Here is a 17,878-nt window from a genome sequence, read left to right as displayed (position 1 = left end):
CAAACTCAGTTGCGCACGGCGCCGAGCAGTTCATCGACGAGGGCGCTGCGGTCGGCCTGCGCCAGGAAATCCTCATTCGCACGCAGCAGATTCATTCTCAGGAAGTTGAAGATATAGTCGTAGTCGTTGGTCAGCAGATTGGGGTGGATCGGGACCATCTCGAAAACCGTTCGCGCCAACGGGTCGGGGATCTCGCGCACCGGGCGGGGCGGACCGATCTGGGTGGCGGCGAGGCGTTGACGTGTGAGCGCGGCGGCGTCCTCCCAAAAAGTGGCGGGCGAGCTCTCCGGAACGGCATATTTGGAGAAGCTTGCCAAGGCGACTTTTTCCAGCGCCGCTGGCAGGCCCCGCTGGCGCAAGCCGGCAGGTTCGCGCAGCGCGCCCTCCACCATTTCCGCCACCATGGCGTAACACGCAGGGTAGGCGCGCCAGCGTGAATGGTTGAGCGCCGCCTGGAATTCCTTCTCGCTGAACAGCTTCTGCCAGTACACCCCGGCCCTGACGCGGCAGAACTCGACGATGCTTTTCTGCGCCAGGAAGGCGGCGCGCGAATCCATGAAGTCAGCCAGTTCGCCGATGCTGACGATCGGTTGCGGCTTGCGCAGGAACTCGGGCAACAGGTCGTTCAGCAGGCCCATGGCGCTCTCCCTTCGGTTTTGTTTCCCAACCGACGTTGACCGTTTAGCCCTCGCCACGCCGCACGGCTAGCCCCCTTGCCGATGCAAGTCCTCTCACGGATTTCTCCAGTCCTTTCACCGATTCTAAAGTCGTATGAACAGCCGCGACAAAAAGTGATACTCGTACAAAGTTACGGTCGGCTGATTCTATACCTGGCCGCGACATATGCCGGAGGGCTTCCGCGTCAGCGGAAGAGGCAAGCTTTAAACGGCGCCTTGCGGTCGAGACGGTTCGCAAGCTGCCAACCAAGGGAGGGTTCAACGCTATGGCGACGCCAGACCGCATAAGTTATTGGAACAAGACCAGGAGCCTCATGTTCGTCATGCTGGGCCTGTGGGTGTTCTTCGGTTACTTCATCCACCTGTTCGCGGTGCAACTCAACACCATCGTCATTTTTGGCTTTCCGCTCGGCTTCTACATGGCCGCTCAGGGTTCGCTCATCGCCTTCGTCGTCATGCTGTTCTGGTTCGCACGGCGCCAGAACGCAATCGACGAAGAGCATGGCGTCCATGAAGAATGATCGGGGAAAACTCAATGGCTAACATGACAGTTACCACGGCAGGCAGAGGCGACTTCACCTCCAATCTCGGTCGCATCTACGGCATCTACACCGGCGGCTTCATCGCCTTCATTATCCTGATGGCGATCATCAGCGCGATGGGCGTCCCGAACAGAATCATCGGCTATATGTTCGTGGCGTTCACGATCACGATCTACGCCGTCATCGGCATTCTCAGCCGCACCATGCATGTCGGCGAGTACTACGTGGCGGGGCGCAGGGTCCCGGCGATCTACAACGGCATGGCGACCGGCGCTGACTGGATGTCCGGTGCGTCCTTCGTCGGCATGGCCGGCACGCTCTACCTGCTCGGCTATGACGGCCTCGCCTTCGTGCTGGGCTGGACCGGTGGCTACGTGCTCGTCGCCATCCTTGTTGCGCCCTATCTGCGCAAGTTCGGCGCCTATACGGTTCCAGACTTCCTGTCGGCGCGCTATGGCGGCAATCTGGCACGCTTTATCGGCGTGATCGTGCTGTTCTCCTGCTCTTTTACCTATGTGGTAGCGCAGATCTACGCGACCGGCATCATCTCGGCACGCTTCCTCGGCCTCGACTTCAACGTAGCAGTCTATGTCGGCCTCGCCGGCATCCTGGTCTGCTCAATGCTGGGCGGCATGCGCGCCGTCACCTGGACACAGGTCGCACAGTACATCGTGCTCATCATCGCCTACCTGATCCCCGCCATCTGGATGTCCACCGTGAAAACCGGCGTGCCGATCCCGCAATTGATGCAGGGCCAGGCACTCGCGAACATCACCGCGCTTGAAACGGCGCAGAACATCGCGGTTCATCACATCACGCCATTCGTGCATGGCGGCTACAATGCGCTCAACTACTTCCTGCTTATTCTCTGCCTGATGGTCGGAACGGCATCCTTGCCGCACGTCCTGATGCGATATTTCACCACTCCGTCGGTGCGTGAAGCGCGTGTCTCGGTCGCCTGGTCGCTGCTGTTCATCTTCATCCTCTATTTCACGGCGCCGGCCTATGCGGCGTTCGCCAAATGGACGATGCTCGATCTGGTGGCATCGGGCCTGACGCCTGAAAACATCAGTGAGAAAGCCGGATGGATGATGCGCTGGGCGGCAGCCGACGGCACGCTCGTCCAGATCTGCGGCAAGGCTGCCACTGACGCCGCAGCAATCGCGGCGGCCTGCGCCGAAAAGGGTGTGACGGCACTTTCCTTCGCCGACATCAACCTCAACGCCGACATGATCGTGCTGGCGACGCCGGAAATGGCCGGCATGCCTTACGTCATCTCGGGCCTCGTCGCCGCCGGCGGACTTGCCGCTGCGCTATCGACTGCGGATGGCCTGCTGCTGGCCATCGCCAACGCGCTCAGCCACGACATCTACTACAAGATGATCGACCAGAATGCTCCGACCGCCCGCCGTCTGGTGGTGTCGCGTATTTTGCTCGTGCTCGTGGCTATCGCCGCCGCCTATGTGGCGTCGACCAAGCCGGGCGACATCCTCGCCATGGTGTCTTGGGCATTCTCGCTCGCCGCCGCGGGTCTGTTCCCCGCGCTGGTGCTCGGCGTTTGGTGGAAGCGCACGAACTCTGCCGGCGCCGTCGCAGGCATGATTGCCGGTTTCGGCATTTGCCTCTATTACTTGCTCGGCACCCGCTACGGCGCAGTTGGATTCTACGAGACGTGGAGTGGGCTGTCCGCGGCACCGGCTGACGCGGTTGCGAAGTTTGCGGAGCTGAAGGCGGCTTGGGCTTCTGCAGCTCCGGACGCACGGGCCGCTGCATGGGCGGCGCTCGACAAGCATGCCCAGACCATCGCCAACTGGTGGGGCGTCAAGAACCTGTCGGCAGCCGCGTTCGGCCTGCCCGTCGGCTTCCTGGTCATGATCGTTGTCTCCAGGCTGACCAGGGAACCATCTTTGGCAATGCAGGAGTTCATCGAGGAACTGCGCGTCCCGCGCGGCAAGCAGATGATGGAAGAAAAGACTGCCTGATCGCGCATGGCAATCGGCGCTCGAGGCGGGGTCCGGCGACGGACCCCGCTTTCATTTCGGGGGCGTCGCTGGCATAACGCGGCGCCGCCGCTGCTTAGGAAATCCCAAATGAACGATTTCTGGTCCCATTGGTATTTCCACGTCCCGAACTTCGTCCTCGCCGCGGTGATGTACACGCTGATCGGGCGTCTCGTGCTCGGTTTCTTCGTGCCCGAAAGCTGGGACAACTACATCTGGCGCTTCTTCAAGACTGTCACGGACCCGTTCCTGCGGGTCGTGCGGACCATTACGCCGTCGATCCTGACCCAGCCGGTGGTGATCGTCTTCAGCGTGCTCTGGCTCATGGCCTTGCGCGTGTTCTATCTCGTCTTGCTGATCAATTTCGGCATTGCGCCAATGGCTTCGCAGGGGGGTTGAGGCAATGGACAGAAACGCTCTTGTGCCGGTCATGGCGGTCGCCATCGTCAACGGCATCTTTTCGCCGTGGGTGCTGATGGTGTTCCTGTTCTATCCGGTCTGGTATCCCGGCTGGGCGCCTCCCCTCAGCCAGGTCGTCTACATGGCAAGCGCGCTGATCCTGTCGACGATGACCATCATGCTCGCCGGCGTGCCGGCCGCGCTCTATGAGCGCTGGTCGGCGCAGCCGAGAAGCATCGTCGTCGCGTCGATCTGGCTTGCCGGCACGGTTTTGTTGACGCTGCCGGCGCTGCCGAATGTGATGCGGGCGCTACGCGGCGGGTGAAAATTTCGCCCAGCCTGTCAGCGCTCTTCCCGGCGGAACGGCTTGAGCAGCGCCGAAGGCGCGACCGCGTTGCGCGACATCACCGCCATGGCGACGATTGTAAAGATGAAGGGCAGCATCAGGAACGCCTCGTAGGGAATATGGCCGAGCCCGCTCGCCTGCATGCGCAGTTGCAAGGCATCGACGAAGGCGAACAGCAGGGCCGCCCCCGCCGAACGCCAGGGATCCCAGCGGCCGAAGACGACCAGCGCGATCGCCACCCAGCCGCGCCCGGAGACAAGGCCGAAGGTGAAGGCGTTGAACTGCACCATCGACAGGAAAGCCCCGGCCAGCCCCATCAGCGCGCCGCCAAGGATCACCGCCTGGAAGCGCGTGGCGATGACGCTGACGCCGGCCGAGTCGGCGGCGCGCGGATTTTCGCCGACCATGCGCACCGACAGGCCCCACGGCGTCCGGTAGAGCACGAAGGCGGCCAGGGGAACGGCTAGCATTGCCATGTAAACCAGCGAAAACTGGTTGAACACCGCTGGTCCGAGCACCGGGATGTCGGAGAGAACAGGGATCGGCAGCGTTTCGAAACTCTTGATGCTGGGCGGCACCGATTGCTGGCCGAAGATCAGCCGGTAAAGGAAATAGGCGAGGCCCGACGAGAACAGCGTCACGCCGATGCCGCAGACATGTTGGCTGAGGCCGAGAGCCACCGTGAACAGCGCATGCACGCCACCCATCAGCGCACCGGCGACAACCGCAGCAAGCACGCCGAGCCACAGGCTGCCGCTGAAGCTGGTCGCGGTGAAACCCGTCATCGCCGACAACAGCATGATGCCTTCGATGCCGAGATTGAGCACGCCGGCCCGCTCGGAGAACATCTCGCCCAGCGTCGCGAAAGCCAAAGGCGTGGCGATGCGGATGATCGCGGCCAGGAAGCCGACCTGAAAAATCTGTTCGAGCACGACGCTCATCGTGCGGCTCCGACGCGGCGGATGCGATAGGCCGTGAACAGCAGCGCCACCAGCATGGCGAGCAGCGCGGTTCCCTGGATGACGTCGCTGAGAAAGGCCGGAACGCCGGTCGCCCGCGACATCGCCTCGGCGCCGGTCATGACGGCGGCGAGGAACAGCGCCGCCGGCATCACGCCAAGCGGGTTGAGCCTCGCCAGCATGGCGACGACGATGCCGGAATAGCCATAGCCCGGCGAGATGTCGCTCATCACCTGGAAATGGACGCCGCCGACCTCGCTGACGCCAGCAAGCCCGGCGAGCCCGCCGGACAGCAGCGCCGTCGAGATCAGCACCCGTTCGACATGGATGCCGCCATAGCGCCCGGCCTCGGGATTTTCGCCGATGACCCTGATCCTGAAGCCGAGCGTCGTGCGCGCAATCAGGAACCAGATGACCGGCGCGGCCACGAAAGCCGCCACGACGCCGAGATGCAGCCGCGTGCCTTCGAGCAGAACCGGGAAATTGGCTGAATCCTCGATCGGCGGAGAGATCGGGTAGCCGCTGAAACTGTCTTTCCAAGGGCCTTCGATCAGCGCCATCAACGCGTAGAAGATGACCGAGTTGAGCAGCAGTGAACTAACGACATCATCGACTTTGAATTTCACCCGCAGCGTCGCCGGGATCAGGGCGACCGCAGCGCCGGCGGCGGCGCCGGCGAGCGCCATCAGCAGCATGGCAAGCGGCCCCGGCATCGGGATGGCGCCGACGGCGCAGCTCGCCACCGCACCGGCAAGCAACTGCCCCTCGGCGCCGATGTTCCAGAATTTGGCACGGAAGGCGACCGCCACGGCAAGGCCGGTGAAGATCATCGGTGTTGCGCGCACCAGCGTTTCGGTGATCGCGTAGCTGTCGCCCAGCGACGCCGAGAACATCACGCCATAAGCCTCGATCACCCCGGCACCGGCCAGCGCGATGAGGCCGCTGCACAGCACCAATGTCGCGCCGATGGCCAGCAACGGCAGAGCCAGGTTGAACCAGGCGGGCGTTGAGGTGCGGGCTTCGAGGCGGAACATCAACTATGGCCCTCCGCCCCGGTCATCATCAGTCCGAGCCGCGCGATCGTGGCGTCGGCGCTGTCCAGCGTTCCGACAATGCGCCCCTCATACATCACCGCAATACGGTCGCAGAGCATCAGCAGCTCTTCAAGATCTTCGCCGATGACGACGATGCCGCAGCCCCTGGCGCGCATGTCGAGGAACTTTTCGTGGATGAAGCGCGCCGCACCAATGTCGAGGCCGCGCGTCGGCTGCGACACGATCAGCACCTTCGGATCGAAGGCGAGCTCGCGCGCCAGCAGCGCCTTTTGCAGATTGCCGCCGGACAGCGCTCCGGCCCGCGTCATCGGCCCGGGGCAGCGTATGTCATAGGCCTTGATCTGCGCCTCGGCGAAGGCGCGGATCGCGTCTGGCCTGAGCAGGCCGTTGCGGCTGAACGCCCCGGTGCCGATGCGCGGCAGCACCATCGAATCCGCCAGCGGCAGATTGGTGACCAGTCCCGTCGTCATGCGGTCTTCCGGAATGCGACCGAGACCGAGCGCCTGCACCTCGCGCGGCGAGAACCGCGAGACAGCTTTGCCGGCTATCGTCATCCGCCCGGCATCGGGCGCGCGAGTGCCGGAGATCACCTCGGCAAGCGCCCGCTGGCCATTGCCCGAAACACCGGCAATGCCGAGGATCTCGCCCGCGCGGACAAAAAGCGAGACATCGGCGAGCGCCATGCCGGAATGCCGCGACGTCGAGATGCCGTCCAGGGTCAGCACCGCGGCACCCGGCGTCGACGGTCCCCTGGCCGGCGGAACGATCTCGTGGCCGCACATCAGCCGCGCCATCTCCGATGAGGTGGTGCTTGCGGGGGCGTCGACGCGCCCGGTCACACGGCCATGCCGCAGCACCACGCAGCGATGGGTGAACGCCCTGACCTCGTTGAGCTTGTGCGAGATGAATATGATGCCGAGACCCTGGGCCGCCATCGATCGCAGCGCCGCAAACAGCCCGTCGACCTCTGTCGGCGCCAGCACCGCCGTCGGCTCGTCGAGGATCAGCAGCCTTGCACCGCGAAACAGCGCCTTGACGATTTCGAGCCGCTGCTGCTCGCCGATCGAAAGCGCCGAGACGGGACGGTCCGGATCGAGCGTGAGCCCGTGCTGGCGGCCGATCTCCGCCAGTCGCGCCAGCCCGCCGGCGCGGTCGATCCGGCCCGATTTGCCGGGAATGCCGATCAGCAGGTTTTCCAGCACCGACAGCCGCGGCGCCAAGTGAAAATGCTGGTGCACCATGCCAATGCCGGCGGCGAGCGCATCGGCCGAGCTGTTGATCGTCACCGGCCGGCCCTGAACCAGGATCTCGCCGGCGTCGGGCGCATAGGCGCCAAACAACACGTTCATCAGCGTCGTCTTGCCGGCGCCATTTTCACCGAGCAGCCCGAGAATCTCGCCTTGTGCCACGCTAAGATCGACGGCCTCGTTCGCCACGACGGCGCCGAAGCTCTTGGAGATGCCGCGCATTTCGATGAGAGGGGCGGGCAAAGGCGAGGGTGCTCCTGATCGGAATTGACTCTACGATTCAACTTTGATCGACGGGAAGCGCTGCACCCCCCTCTGGCCGGCAGGCCAGAGGGGGCGACAAGCGCCAGACCCCAAGAGACAGCACTCAATCCGAAACCGGCGTGTCCTCGTCGACGTTGACGCGGAAATTGCCGTCGAGGATTTCGGCCTTCTTCTTCTCGACCAGCTCCTTGACGTCGGCGGGCAGCGTCTTGTCGAATTTGTGATAGGGCGCCAGAAAGGAGCCGCCCTTGGCCATGCGCGAGAAATCGCCATAATCCTGCGCGGTGAAGACACCGGCCTTGACCAGTTTGATCGCATGCTCGACCGTCGGATACATGTCCCAGACCGGGCCGGTGATCACCGTGTCCGGGCCGAGGTTGGACTGGTCGGACATGTTGGAGATGGCGAGGATCTTCCCCTCGACCGCCGCTTCGATGACGCCGAAACGTTCGGCATAGATCACGTCGACGCCGGCGTCGATCTGGGCGATAGCCGCTTCCTTGGCCTTTGGCGGGTCGAAGAAAGAGCCGATGAAAGCGACCTTCCTCTTGATGTCAGGATTGACCTCGCGGGCGCCGGCAAAGAAGGCATTGACCAGCCGGTTCACTTCCGGAATGCCCATCGCCGCAACGGCGCCGATCATGCCTGATTTCGACATCTTTCCGGCGATCAGGCCGGAGAGATAGGCGGGCTCGTGGATCCAATTGTCGAAGACAGCGAAATTCGGCTCGGCCGGCCCGGCGCCGGAGCCGAACAGAAAGGCGACCTTCGGAAATTGCTTGGCGGTGCGGCGGGATTCGCGTTCGGCAGCGAACGCATCGCCCAGCACCAGCTCATAGCCGCCTTGCGCATATTCGCGCATCACACGGCTGAAATCGGCCGTCTGCACCTTCTCCGACCATTTGTACTCGATGCCGAGTTCCTTCTCGGCCCTCTGCAGGGCGACATGGATCTGGTGGACCCATGGCTCCTCGGTCGGCGTGGCGAAGATCGCGGCCACCTTCAGCTTCTTGTCCTGCGCCAAGGCACTGCCCGGCAGCATGGCTGCAGCCAGGCCAAGCGCGCTTAGTTCCAGCAAATTGCGTCGCGAAAGCCCTTCGCGTTTCGATTGGATTTTGCTCTTCCTGTTTTCCATTGCATGCCCCTCTGATTGACGCCGTGTCGAGCCGGCAGTTTCTTTGAATATCAGGCAAGGGAACTATGGATCGGCGTCCGACCTTTGTCCACATGGTCAAATTTGTCGAAAGCTGCGGCCGACCGCCCTCCGTCGCAAACCACGGCGGCAGGGGATCGCTTTCCTCAATGCTTGATGCGATCGCGCATGGCGTACCAGAGCATGCCGAGCACATAGAGCGGGCCGCGCAGGGCGGTACCGCCGGGAAACGGCATCGGCCTCAGCGTCGAAAACAGATCGAGCCGCGACGCATCGCCGGTGATCGCCTCGGCAAGCAGCTTTCCCGACAGCGTCGACAGGATCACGCCCTTGCCGGAATAGCCATGCGCAAAATAGACCTCGCCATAGTGGCCGACATCCGGCAGGCGCGATGTCGTCACCGAGACCAGCCCGCCCCAGGCATGATCGATGCGGCGGCCGCGCAATTGCGGAAAAGTTTTCTCCATATGCGGCCGCACGAAGCTGGCAATGTCTGCGGGCGGCGACGGCGTGTAGCGCTCGCCGCCGCCGAACAGCAGGCGGCCGTCCGCCGACAGCCGGTAGTAGTTGACGACGAAGCGTGTGTCGGAGACGGCGACATCGCTTGGAATGACGTCGCTGGTGTCGTCCAGCGGCCCGGTGGCGATGATGTAGTTGCCGACCGGCATGATGCGGCTGTTGACGCGCGGTTCGAGCCCCTGAAGCAGGGCGTCGCCGGCCAGCACGACATGCCTGGCCCGGACCGAGCCCTTGGCCGTCGAAACCCTGATGGAGGGCTCCCGCTCCAGCCGCAGCGCCACCGAATTTTCGTGGATGGTGACGCCCGCCGCTGCTGCCGCGCGGGCAAGACCCAGCGTATAGTTCAGCGGATGCATGTGGCCGCCGAGCTCTCGTACATCGCGCCGTGATAGGGCGTGTTCACCATTGCGCGCGCCTGCGCCGCCGACAGCATCTCGACGTCATGAAAGTTCATCACGGAGGCAAGGCACTCGACCTCTTCTTCGAGATCGCGCAGATCGGAGCCGTTGACCGCACCGGCCAGATGGCCGGTGAGCCGGAGGTCGCAATCGATGGCATGGCGCTCGATCAGGTCGAGCACCAGCCCGCGCGCCTCAAGGGCGAGACCGAAAAGCGCCCGCGCCCGTTCGGGCCCATAAAGCTTGACCAGGCCCTTGGCGCCCTTGCGCAGGCCGGGAATGATCTGGCCGCCATTGCGCCCCGACGCCCCCCAGCCGATCTTGCCGCCTTCGAGGAGAACCACCTTCAGCCCGCGCTCGGCGGCATGAAGGGCTGCTGACAGGCCGGTGCAGCCGCCGCCGACCACCACCAGATCGGCGTCGACGTCGCCTTGCAACGCCGGATGATCCGGAGCCGGACTGGCCGTCGCGACATAATAGGATTTGCCGATATCCAGGCCGGAGTTGAAGCCCCCAGAATTAAAGCCCATCATCATACCTTGAGCAGCAGATGATCGCGTTCCCAGCTGGTGACGACGCTCTGGAACAGGTCGAGCTCGACGCTCTTGACGCGCAGATAGGTCTGGACGAAATCCTCGCCGAGCAAGTCCCGAACCGGACTGCAGGCGGCGAAACGGTCGAGCGCCTCCTCCATGGTTTTCGGCAGCGTGCTCTTGCTGCGATAGGCGTTGCCCGAAGCCTCGGGCGAACGCGAGAGCTTTTCCTCGACGCCGAGATAGCCACAGAGCAGCGAGCCGGCCATCGCCAGATAGGGGTTGGCATCGGCGCCGGGCAGCCGGTTTTCCACCCGCCGCGCGGCCCGCCCGCCGGCCGGCACGCGCAGGCCGCAGGAGCGATTGTCATGCGACCACTCGATGTTGGCGGGGGCGCTGTGGTTCGGCCGGATGCGGCGGAACGAATTCACGTTCGGCGCAAACAGCGGCATCACCTCGGGAATGTATTTCTGCAGGCCGCCAATGAAATGCCCGAACATTGCGGTGTCGGCATCGTCACGCCCGGCAAACAGCGTATTCTCGGCCTCGTCGATGACCGACATGTGGAGATGCATCGAGCTGCCGGCTTGCGCGGCAATCGGCTTGGCCATGAAGGTCGCATGCATGCCACCTTCCTGCGCGGCCTGGCGCGTCAACCGCTTGAACAGCAGCACCTTGTCGGCCAGCGGCAGCGCGTCGCCATGCAGGAAATTGATCTCGAGCTGCGCCGTGCCCGATTCGTGGATCAAGGTGTCGAGCGGCAGCTCGGCCGCGGCGGCATAGTCGTAGAGGAGCCGGATCACCGGCTCGAACTCCTCCAACGCCGCCATGTCATAGGGATGCTGCACGGTTTCGGAGCGGCCATTGCGCCCGACCGGCGCGATCAGCGGCCGATCGGGATCGGGATTGGGCGCGGTCAGGTAGAATTCGAGCTCCGGCGCGACTACCGCCCGCCAGCCGCGCTGGCGATAGAGATCGAGCACGGTCCTCAAAACATGACGCGGCGAGGCCATCCACGGCCGGTCGTCCAGGTGAAACGCATCGGCGAAGACATAGGCTTTCCCTGCTCCGGCACCGGGTGCAAGGCAGAGCGTCGCGACATCCGGCACAATCCGCATGTCGGGGTCCTGATAGCCGAAGCCCTCGTCGTTGGAACCGGAATAGCGGCCGTCTATGCAGACCAGGAAGGCGCTGCTCGGCAGGTAGAGCGCGCGGTCTTCGAGCGACTTCAGGAACTTGGCCGTCGGCAAGGTTTTGCCGCGCAACACGCCGTTCACGTCCGGCACCAGGCACTCGACTTCCCTGATCCCCTGCTGCTCCAGCCATCCCTTCGGATCGTCCGTCGGGGTCATTTGCGGTGCATCCGTTGTCGTTGTGTTGAGCATCAGGTCACGTCCTTACGAGGGCGAGAATGGCTTCGGCGGCGGCGTCCGTTCCCGGCGCCCGTGCCATGGTGGCTGCATTCTCTTTGAGACGAAAGCGCATCTCGCCATCGGCCATTAGGCCAAGGATGGCGTTTTCCAGTTCGTCGTCGCTCCAGCCGTCGCGGCTGATGTGGCGTCCGACGCCGGTTTCCTCGGCGCGTCGCGCATTGTCATGCCCGTCCCAGCAGTAGGGCATGATCAGCGACGGCACGCCGAAACGCAGCGCTTCGCAAAAGCTGTTGTTGCCGCCGTGATGGATGAAGAGATCGGATTTCGCGATGACCGTCGGCTGCGGAAACCAGGCGTCGAGATAGACATTGTCCGGAACCGCGCGATAGCTGTCGCGCAGACCGCCGACATTGACGATGAAGCGGGCCGGAAGCCGGTCGAACACGGCGAGCATGCGCTCGATCAGGCCGACATCCATCGCGCCCAGGCTGCCGAAGCTGAGATAGACCAGCGGCCCGTCATTGCGTGGAAAGACCGGCATGTCGAACGGCCCTTCCGAACGGACGCAGCCTTCGAGATAGACGAAGCGGGCCGGGTCGAGCGGCTCGGCGCGCTGCCTGCGCACGATGGTTGGGGTCAGCAGCAGATTGAGATCGGGCGAAGCTTCGAGAAAAAGCCCCTTCGGCAAGGGCGCAAGGCCGGCGTCGGTCCGGAGCCGGTTGAACCGATCATGGGCCGGAGCGACCGCTGCCAGGTAGCGCGCCTCGAAGGCCGCGCGACTGGGGTCGTCAGCGGCGAGCCCGGACAGATAGGGCGGTACATCGGCGTCGGGCAGCTCGGTCTCGGCGCAGGAGACGACGCGCACCCAGGGGCAGCCGGCGGCAGCCAGCGCCGGAAACATGATGACGTTGTCGAGCACCACGGCATCCGGCTTCAGCCTGGCCAGCAACTGGCGCAGCGGCGCCTCGGCATTGACCGCTGTATCGACGATCGCTTCCCAGGTCGGGGCGACGTAGGTTTCGAGCTGATCGATCGGGCTCAGCTTGAAATGCGGCAGATGCCGGCGCACGAAAGCCTGCCAATAGCTCTGGCGTTCGCTGTCGGTCAGCGGCTGGTCGGTCGGCAACTGGTATTCCTGAAAACCATAGTCGGCAAACACGCCGGAAAAGCCGGCGTGGCAGATGAACACCGGCCGGACGCCACGAGCGCGCAAGGCCTGTGCGATGCCGACGCAATTGAGCGCGGCGCCGAAGCTCGCTTCGGGAAACAGCGCGATGGTCGGGCTGGCTTTGCGCATGTTCCTCGTTATTCCGGCCGGCTGATCATGCCGAACAATGCGGGGGCCCCGCGGCTGGCCGCCTGCGGACGCTGGCTGCGGGACAACCGCAGGTGGACGCGAAGCAGATCGGCTGCAACCTCGTACTGCCGGCTTTCCAACTGGTCGAGTATGGTCAGGTGCTCACGCAGCGATTGCTTCAGCCGGAAGACGTTGACGCCGGCATAGGTCCCCGGCAGCCGGCGCAGCCTGAGATGGTCGGACAGCGCGTCGGTGACAAAGCGGTTGCCGGCGCCATCGGCGATCAGGCCGTGAAGGTCGATGTCCAGCCGCTGGAACTCTTTGATATCGAACGCGGCGTCGGGCAGCGCCAGCAGCGTTTCCATGCCTTGGCGCAAGGCTGCCGCGCGGGTCCCGTCCAGCCGAAAGCCAGGCGCCAGAATGGCGGCGGGTTCGAGCAGCAGGCGGAACTCGTAGCTTTCTCCTTGTGCCTCTGGATCGTCAGGCGCCCGCCTGAACAGCCAGGCCTGTCCCGGTGCGCGGTCCAGAAGATTTTCATCTGTCAGTTTCTTTAGAGCTTTTAGTACCGTCTTCCGCTCGGTATCATACCGCCGCATCAGCGCGCCGATGGTCACCGTCTGATCCAGCCGGCGCGCCGACCGGTCGCGCAGGATCATCTCCGCGAGTTCGTCCTCTTCGGCGCTCGGCAGGTCGGCGGCAACGGTCGCCTGGTTAGTGAGGTCGACGGCCAGCCGATAGCCGGATTCAGCTTCCCAGCGCACCACGCCTTTTTCGGTGAGCAGGCGCAACGCAGCCCGCACCGGGGTCCGCGAGACGTTGCAGAGAGAAGCGATCTGCTGTTCCGGGAGATGAGCGCCAGCCTCGAAGCCGCGTTGCCGGGCCACATCGAGAATGCGCTGAGCGAGATCGAGATGGTTGGTACGTGGTCGTCTGGCAACGGCTTGCATGGTGATTCTCGTGAACGGGCTTGACCGCTGCGGTTTGACCGATCGCCCTTGTAGACACAATCGGCGATTTCGCAGCGATCTGGCAAATTATGGATTGACGTACTTTTTTCTGCAATAGTACTGTGACGTCAATCGGCAACAAAAAAGACCGGGGAACAGGATCGAAGCGGCGGCATGATCTGCAAGCGCTGGTCCGACGATTGATTGAATTCGACGATCAACCAGAATGGGAGTCTGTCATGACCGCCACCACCCTGCGGCACCGTTCGTTAAAAACATCCGCGATCGCGCTGGGCCTCGCCATGGTCCTGTCGGCGCCGGCGGCCGCCGCCGACCTCGTCATTTCCAACTGGGACGGCTACATGGCGCCGGATGCCATGGCCGCCTTCAAAACAGCGACCGGCGTTTCCGGCGAGGTTGTCGTTCACGCAACCAATGAGGAGATCATGGGCAAGCTCGTCGCTTCGGGCGGCAAGGGCTATGACGTGGTCTTCGTTTCCTCGCCCTTCGCCGAAGTGCTGAACAAGCTCGGCCTGATCGAGACGATCGACCACGCCAAGGTCCCCAACCTCGCCAATCTCTATCCCGAGGCGGCGAAGCTGTCGCACGACGTCGGCAACAATTTTTCCGTGCCTTACACCTGGGGCACCACCGGCCTCTGCTACCGCTCGGACCTGGTCAAGGCCGAGCCGGCCAGCTGGAACGATCTTCTCGCCCCGTCCGATGCACTCAAGGGCAAGACCACAATGCTGGCAACCGACCGCTGGCTGCTTGCCGCCGGCCAGCTCGCCAAGGGCTACTCGGTCAACGAGACCGACCCGGCCAAGCTCGCCGAGGTCAAGGACCTGCTGATCTCGGCGAAGAAGACCTTGCTCGCCTATGACGACACCACCTTCTATTCGAAGCTGGTCTCGGGCGAGGCGCTGATGGTGCAGGCATGGGATGGCTGGTGCAATTACGGCATCGCCGAAAATCCGCAGATTAAATACACCATACCCAAGGAAGGCTCGGACCTGTGGGTCGACACGATGGTGGTGATGAAGGCATCGGCCAACAAGGACGCTGCCTTCAAGTTCATCAACTTCATGCTGGACGCCAAGAACCACGCCTGGGCGGCCCAGAACATCGACTACAAGGTGCCGAACAAGCCGGCTATGGAAAGCCTGCCTGCGGATTTCCTCGCCAAATTCCCCAATATGGCCATGCCTGTGGCCGAGCTGGTCAAGTTCGAGCAGTTGCGCGATGTCGGCGACGCCCAGCGCGACTATTCGAAGATCGTCAGCGAGATCAAGGCGGCGCAGTAACTGCGTGGCATTTCGGTTCCGGGAAGCAAGCTTGAGGGTGAGCAGGACGTCGGGGCAGCTAATCTCCCCCCTTGAGGGGGAGATGGCCGGCAGGCCAGAGGGGGGGTACTCCTCAATGAGATCTTTCGTCCCTTCCCGCTCCTCCTTGCTGATGGCGCCGGCACTGGCCTGGCTCACTGCCTTGATGGTGGTGCCATGCGCGCTTGTACTGGCGCTCGCCTTCTTCCGGCGCGGCATCTATGGCGGCATCGAATACAGCTTCACACTGGAGAATTTCGGGCTGGTCTTCGACCCGCTCTACGCCGGCATCTTCCTCAATTCGGCGCGCATCGCCGGCACGGCAACCCTGATCGCCGTGGTGATCGGCTATGCCGCCGCCTATGCGATCGCGGCGGCACCGCGCCGGCTGCAGCCGGTATTCCTGTTCTTCGCCGTATTGCCGTTCTGGTCCAACTACCTGATCCGCACCTACGCCTGGATCGTGCTGCTCAACCGTGAAGGCCTGATCACCCAGCTCTTGCGCTGGTTCGGCTACACCGGCGAGCCGCCGTCGATGCTCTATACCGAGGGCGCCGTCATCGCCGGCCTGGTCTACAATTACCTGCCTTTCGTCATCCTCGCCTGCTACGCGCCGCTGTCGCGACTCAATCCGGAGCTGGCCGAGGCCTCGCGCGATCTCGGCGCTTCGGCCATGACCACATTTCGCCGGGTCATCCTGCCGCTGACGTTGCCGGGCATCGCCGCCGGGGCGGTGTTCGTCTTCGTGCTGTCGATCGGCAATTTCGTCACGCCGGCACTGCTCGGCGGCGGCCGCTTCCAGATGATCGGCAATCTCGTCTACGACCAGTTTCTGACCGCCAATGACTGGCCGTTCGGCGCAGCGCTGGCAATGGCGCTGATCGTCATCATGCTGCTGGTGCTGACGGCGCAGGCCTTGGCCGCCGATCGCGCCGCGGGCCGTATCGCCGAAGCGAAGGGAGGCGCCGATGACTGAGCGCTCCCCCGCCACACGGCGCACGCTCTGGCTCGTGCTGACGCTGGTCTTCGCCTTCCTCTACATTCCGATCGCCGTGCTGGTGGCGCTGTCGTTCAACCAGGGCGGGCTGCCGACCGTGTGGTCGGGCTTTTCGCTGAAATGGTATGCCTCGCTCGCCGGAAACGCCGCGATCCTTTCCGCCGCCCTCAACACGCTGATCGTGGCGCTGGTCTCGACAGCCATCGCCACGCTGCTTGGCACCTTGCTGGCGATCGGCGTCGAAATGCGCCGGCAGTATGGAAGCGGCCTTGAGGCGCTGATCTTTGCGCCGATGATCATTCCCGACATCGTGCTGGCGGTCGCGCTGCTCAGCTTCTTTTCCATGCTCGATTTCACCCTGGGCCTGCACACGATCATCCTCGCCCATGTCGTCTTCAACCTCGCCTTCGTCTGCTCGGTGGTGCGCGCGCGGCTGAAGAGTTTCGACTGGTCGATCGTCGAGGCCTCCGCCGATCTCGGCGCCTCGGCCGTCACCACCTTCAGGCGGGTGACATTGCCGGTCATCCTGCCGGCGGTCGTCGCCGGCGCGCTGCTCGCCTTCACCCTTTCGGTCGACGAGTTCATCATCGCGTTCTTCACCGCCGGCGCCGGGCGCGCCTCGACCACGCTGCCGATGCAGATCTATTCGATGATCCGCTTCGGCATCACGCCGGAGATCAATGCATTGGCGAGCATCGTCATGGCGGTCTCAATCACCGCGCTGACCCTGTCGCAGCGGCTCAACCGCGGAGTCGTCGGCCAATGAGCGAGCCCCGCACGCTGCTGGCGATCCACCAGGTGTCGAAGAATTTTGGCCGGGTAACCGCCGTCGACGGCATCTCGCTCGATATCCGCGAGAACGAGTTCTTCGCCTTGCTTGGACCTTCTGGCTGCGGCAAGACCACGCTGCTGCGCATGCTGGCCGGTTTCGAGACGCCCAATGAGGGGCGCATCCTGCTCGACGGCCGCGACATCGCCAAAACCCCGCCCAACAGGCGGCCAGTCAACCTGATGTTTCAGTCCTACGCGCTGTTTCCGCATATGAGCGTCAGGGCCAATGTCTCCTACGGCCTTGAAATGGAACGCTTGCCGGCGAAGGAAATCCGTTCCCGCGTCGATGCCATCCTGGCGACGACCGAGCTCGTCGCCTTCACCGACCGCAAGCCGGAGCAATTGTCGGGCGGCCAGAAACAGCGCGTCGCGCTTGCCCGGGCGTTGGTCAAGCGGCCCCGGCTGCTGCTGCTCGACGAGCCGCTCGGCGCGCTCGACAAGAAGTTGCGCGGCGCCATGCAGCTGGAGCTGAAGCGCCTGCAGCACGAGGTCGGCATCACCTTCGTCATCGTCACCCATGACCAGGAAGAATCGCTTGTCATGGCCGATCGCATGGCCGTGCTCAGGGACGGCAAACTACTGCAATGCGACACGCCGCATGCGGTCTACGAGCATCCGGCCGATCGTTTCGTCGCCGACTTCATCGGCGTCATGAATTTCGTGCCCGGTAAAGCCGCCGCCGGCGGGGTGATGGCGGCCAACGGCGCGCGGATCGCCGGAACGGTTCCCGCAACACTTTCGCCCGGAGCAGCGGCGGTCGCTTCGGTGCGGCCCGAACGCATCCGGCTTTTCCCCTCGCCAGAGACAGCCAACCGGATCGCCGGCACCGTCGAGGCGCTCGCTTATCACGGGCTCGACCTGCAGCTGCATGTCCGCACCGCTCTGTCGCCAAAGCTGTTCCTGGTGCGCGTCACCGCCGACGCCGCCGACCGCCGCCCGGTCGCGTCGGGCGATGCGGTCGAGCTCGGCTGGGATGCCGCCGACGTCAGAATTTTCGCAGATTGATTGAAGGAGAACCT

Annotated in this window: 16 protein-coding genes and 1 pseudogene; 8 read left to right on the top strand and 9 right to left on the bottom strand. The window is 63.9% G+C overall.

Annotated features, from left to right (window positions below; translation table 11 throughout):
• Positions 1-5: 5 nt before the first annotated feature.
• Positions 6-638 carry a hypothetical protein gene (locus AC0L16_RS24585; protein ID WP_473623820.1) on the bottom strand — a complete coding sequence of 211 codons (633 nt, stop codon included), beginning with the start codon at positions 636-638 and terminating at the stop codon, positions 6-8.
• 305 nt (positions 639-943) lie between these two features.
• Between AC0L16_RS24585 and AC0L16_RS24580 the strand changes: the two genes are divergently transcribed.
• The 4 genes from AC0L16_RS24580 (at position 944) to AC0L16_RS24565 (ending at position 3,943) form a co-directional block, all read left to right on the top strand.
• Positions 944-1,198 carry a DUF4212 domain-containing protein gene (locus AC0L16_RS24580; protein WP_473512325.1) on the top strand — a complete coding sequence of 85 codons (255 nt, stop codon included), beginning with the start codon at positions 944-946 and terminating at the stop codon, positions 1,196-1,198.
• A gap of 14 nt (positions 1,199-1,212) precedes the next feature.
• Positions 1,213-3,201 (top strand): sodium:solute symporter family protein, encoded by a 1,989-nt coding sequence (locus AC0L16_RS24575; RefSeq protein ID WP_473623819.1) that lies wholly within the window; start codon positions 1,213-1,215, stop codon positions 3,199-3,201.
• Between the two features lie 108 nt (positions 3,202-3,309).
• A complete protein-coding gene (locus tag AC0L16_RS24570) occupies positions 3,310-3,618 on the top strand; it encodes a YggT family protein (RefSeq protein WP_473623817.1) in 309 nt (102 codons plus the stop codon).
• A 4-nt stretch (positions 3,619-3,622) separates the two neighbouring features.
• Complete coding sequence (locus AC0L16_RS24565) at positions 3,623-3,943, top strand: hypothetical protein (RefSeq protein WP_473623816.1); 321 nt, start codon at positions 3,623-3,625, stop codon at positions 3,941-3,943.
• Between the two features lie 17 nt (positions 3,944-3,960).
• Here AC0L16_RS24565 and AC0L16_RS24560 read toward each other — a convergent pair whose 3' ends face one another.
• The 8 genes and pseudogenes from AC0L16_RS24560 to AC0L16_RS24525 form a co-directional block, all read right to left on the bottom strand.
• The gene (locus tag AC0L16_RS24560) at positions 3,961-4,905 is read right to left on the bottom strand and encodes an ABC transporter permease (RefSeq protein WP_473623815.1); all 945 of its coding nucleotides are present in this window, start codon (positions 4,903-4,905) and stop codon (positions 3,961-3,963) included.
• On the bottom strand, positions 4,902-5,957 hold the full coding sequence (locus AC0L16_RS24555) for an ABC transporter permease (protein WP_473623813.1): 1,056 nt from the start codon (positions 5,955-5,957) through the stop codon (positions 4,902-4,904). Before AC0L16_RS24555 ends, AC0L16_RS24560 begins: the two co-directional genes overlap by 4 nt.
• The gene (locus tag AC0L16_RS24550) at positions 5,957-7,468 is read right to left on the bottom strand and encodes an ABC transporter ATP-binding protein (RefSeq protein ID WP_473623812.1); all 1,512 of its coding nucleotides are present in this window, start codon (positions 7,466-7,468) and stop codon (positions 5,957-5,959) included. The genes AC0L16_RS24555 and AC0L16_RS24550 overlap by 1 nt, the downstream gene beginning before the upstream one ends.
• A 124-nt stretch (positions 7,469-7,592) precedes the next feature.
• Positions 7,593-8,624 (bottom strand): BMP family protein, encoded by a 1,032-nt coding sequence (locus AC0L16_RS24545; RefSeq protein ID WP_473623810.1) that lies wholly within the window; start codon positions 8,622-8,624, stop codon positions 7,593-7,595.
• Positions 8,625-8,788: 164 nt separating this feature from the next.
• Positions 8,789-10,092: pseudogene (locus AC0L16_RS24540) on the bottom strand (NAD(P)/FAD-dependent oxidoreductase).
• Complete coding sequence (locus AC0L16_RS24535) at positions 10,092-11,444, bottom strand: glutamine synthetase family protein (protein ID WP_473623809.1); 1,353 nt, start codon at positions 11,442-11,444, stop codon at positions 10,092-10,094. Before AC0L16_RS24535 ends, AC0L16_RS24540 begins: the two are co-directional and overlap by 1 nt.
• Positions 11,445-11,481: 37 nt before the next feature.
• Positions 11,482-12,762: a glycosyltransferase gene (locus AC0L16_RS24530; protein ID WP_473623807.1), complete on the bottom strand. Its 1,281-nt coding sequence runs from the start codon at positions 12,760-12,762 to the stop codon at positions 11,482-11,484.
• An 8-nt stretch (positions 12,763-12,770) separates the two neighbouring features.
• Entirely contained in the window at positions 12,771-13,709 is a 939-nt protein-coding gene (locus tag AC0L16_RS24525; RefSeq protein WP_473623805.1) for a GntR family transcriptional regulator, read from the bottom strand.
• Positions 13,710-13,948: 239 nt separating this feature from the next.
• On the opposite strand from AC0L16_RS24525, the gene AC0L16_RS24520 reads away from it, so the two are divergent.
• From AC0L16_RS24520 to AC0L16_RS24505, 4 genes are all read left to right on the top strand, one after another.
• On the top strand, positions 13,949-15,013 hold the full coding sequence (locus AC0L16_RS24520; protein WP_473623804.1) for a polyamine ABC transporter substrate-binding protein: 1,065 nt from the start codon (positions 13,949-13,951) through the stop codon (positions 15,011-15,013).
• 151 nt (positions 15,014-15,164) lie between these two features.
• Positions 15,165-16,007 carry an ABC transporter permease gene (locus AC0L16_RS24515; RefSeq protein ID WP_473623872.1) on the top strand — a complete coding sequence of 281 codons (843 nt, stop codon included), beginning with the start codon at positions 15,165-15,167 and terminating at the stop codon, positions 16,005-16,007.
• Complete coding sequence (locus tag AC0L16_RS24510; protein ID WP_473623803.1) at positions 16,000-16,794, top strand: ABC transporter permease; 795 nt, start codon at positions 16,000-16,002, stop codon at positions 16,792-16,794. The genes AC0L16_RS24515 and AC0L16_RS24510 overlap by 8 nt, the downstream gene beginning before the upstream one ends.
• Positions 16,791-17,864 carry an ABC transporter ATP-binding protein gene (locus AC0L16_RS24505; RefSeq protein ID WP_473623801.1) on the top strand — a complete coding sequence of 358 codons (1,074 nt, stop codon included), beginning with the start codon at positions 16,791-16,793 and terminating at the stop codon, positions 17,862-17,864. Before AC0L16_RS24510 ends, AC0L16_RS24505 begins: the two co-directional genes overlap by 4 nt.
• Positions 17,865-17,878 lie beyond the last annotated feature (14 nt).

The sequence above is a fragment of the Mesorhizobium sp. WSM4848 genome, assembly GCF_055811375.1.
The sequence above is the reverse complement of the archived record's forward strand: the minus strand, read 5'-3'. Positions and strand labels throughout refer to the sequence as shown.

Bases quoted from the DNA above. Each gene is read 5' to 3' on its own strand.
- AC0L16_RS24585 (WP_473623820.1), bottom strand. From the start codon at position 638: ATGGGCCTGCTGAACGACCTGTTGCCCGAGTTCCTGCGCAAGCCGCAA.
- AC0L16_RS24580 (WP_473512325.1), top strand. From the start codon at position 944: ATGGCGACGCCAGACCGCATAAGTTATTGGAACAAGACCAGGAGCCTC.
- AC0L16_RS24575 (WP_473623819.1), top strand. From the start codon at position 1,213: ATGGCTAACATGACAGTTACCACGGCAGGCAGAGGCGACTTCACCTCC.
- AC0L16_RS24570 (WP_473623817.1), top strand. From the start codon at position 3,310: ATGAACGATTTCTGGTCCCATTGGTATTTCCACGTCCCGAACTTCGTC.
- AC0L16_RS24565 (WP_473623816.1), top strand. From the start codon at position 3,623: ATGGACAGAAACGCTCTTGTGCCGGTCATGGCGGTCGCCATCGTCAAC.
- AC0L16_RS24560 (WP_473623815.1), bottom strand. From the start codon at position 4,905: ATGAGCGTCGTGCTCGAACAGATTTTTCAGGTCGGCTTCCTGGCCGCG.
- AC0L16_RS24555 (WP_473623813.1), bottom strand. From the start codon at position 5,957: ATGTTCCGCCTCGAAGCCCGCACCTCAACGCCCGCCTGGTTCAACCTG.
- AC0L16_RS24545 (WP_473623810.1), bottom strand. From the start codon at position 8,624: ATGGAAAACAGGAAGAGCAAAATCCAATCGAAACGCGAAGGGCTTTCG.
- AC0L16_RS24535 (WP_473623809.1), bottom strand. From the start codon at position 11,444: ATGACCCCGACGGACGATCCGAAGGGATGGCTGGAGCAGCAGGGGATC.
- AC0L16_RS24530 (WP_473623807.1), bottom strand. From the start codon at position 12,762: ATGCGCAAAGCCAGCCCGACCATCGCGCTGTTTCCCGAAGCGAGCTTC.
- AC0L16_RS24525 (WP_473623805.1), bottom strand. From the start codon at position 13,709: ATGCAAGCCGTTGCCAGACGACCACGTACCAACCATCTCGATCTCGCT.
- AC0L16_RS24520 (WP_473623804.1), top strand. From the start codon at position 13,949: ATGACCGCCACCACCCTGCGGCACCGTTCGTTAAAAACATCCGCGATC.
- AC0L16_RS24515 (WP_473623872.1), top strand. From the start codon at position 15,165: ATGGCGCCGGCACTGGCCTGGCTCACTGCCTTGATGGTGGTGCCATGC.
- AC0L16_RS24510 (WP_473623803.1), top strand. From the start codon at position 16,000: ATGACTGAGCGCTCCCCCGCCACACGGCGCACGCTCTGGCTCGTGCTG.
- AC0L16_RS24505 (WP_473623801.1), top strand. From the start codon at position 16,791: ATGAGCGAGCCCCGCACGCTGCTGGCGATCCACCAGGTGTCGAAGAAT.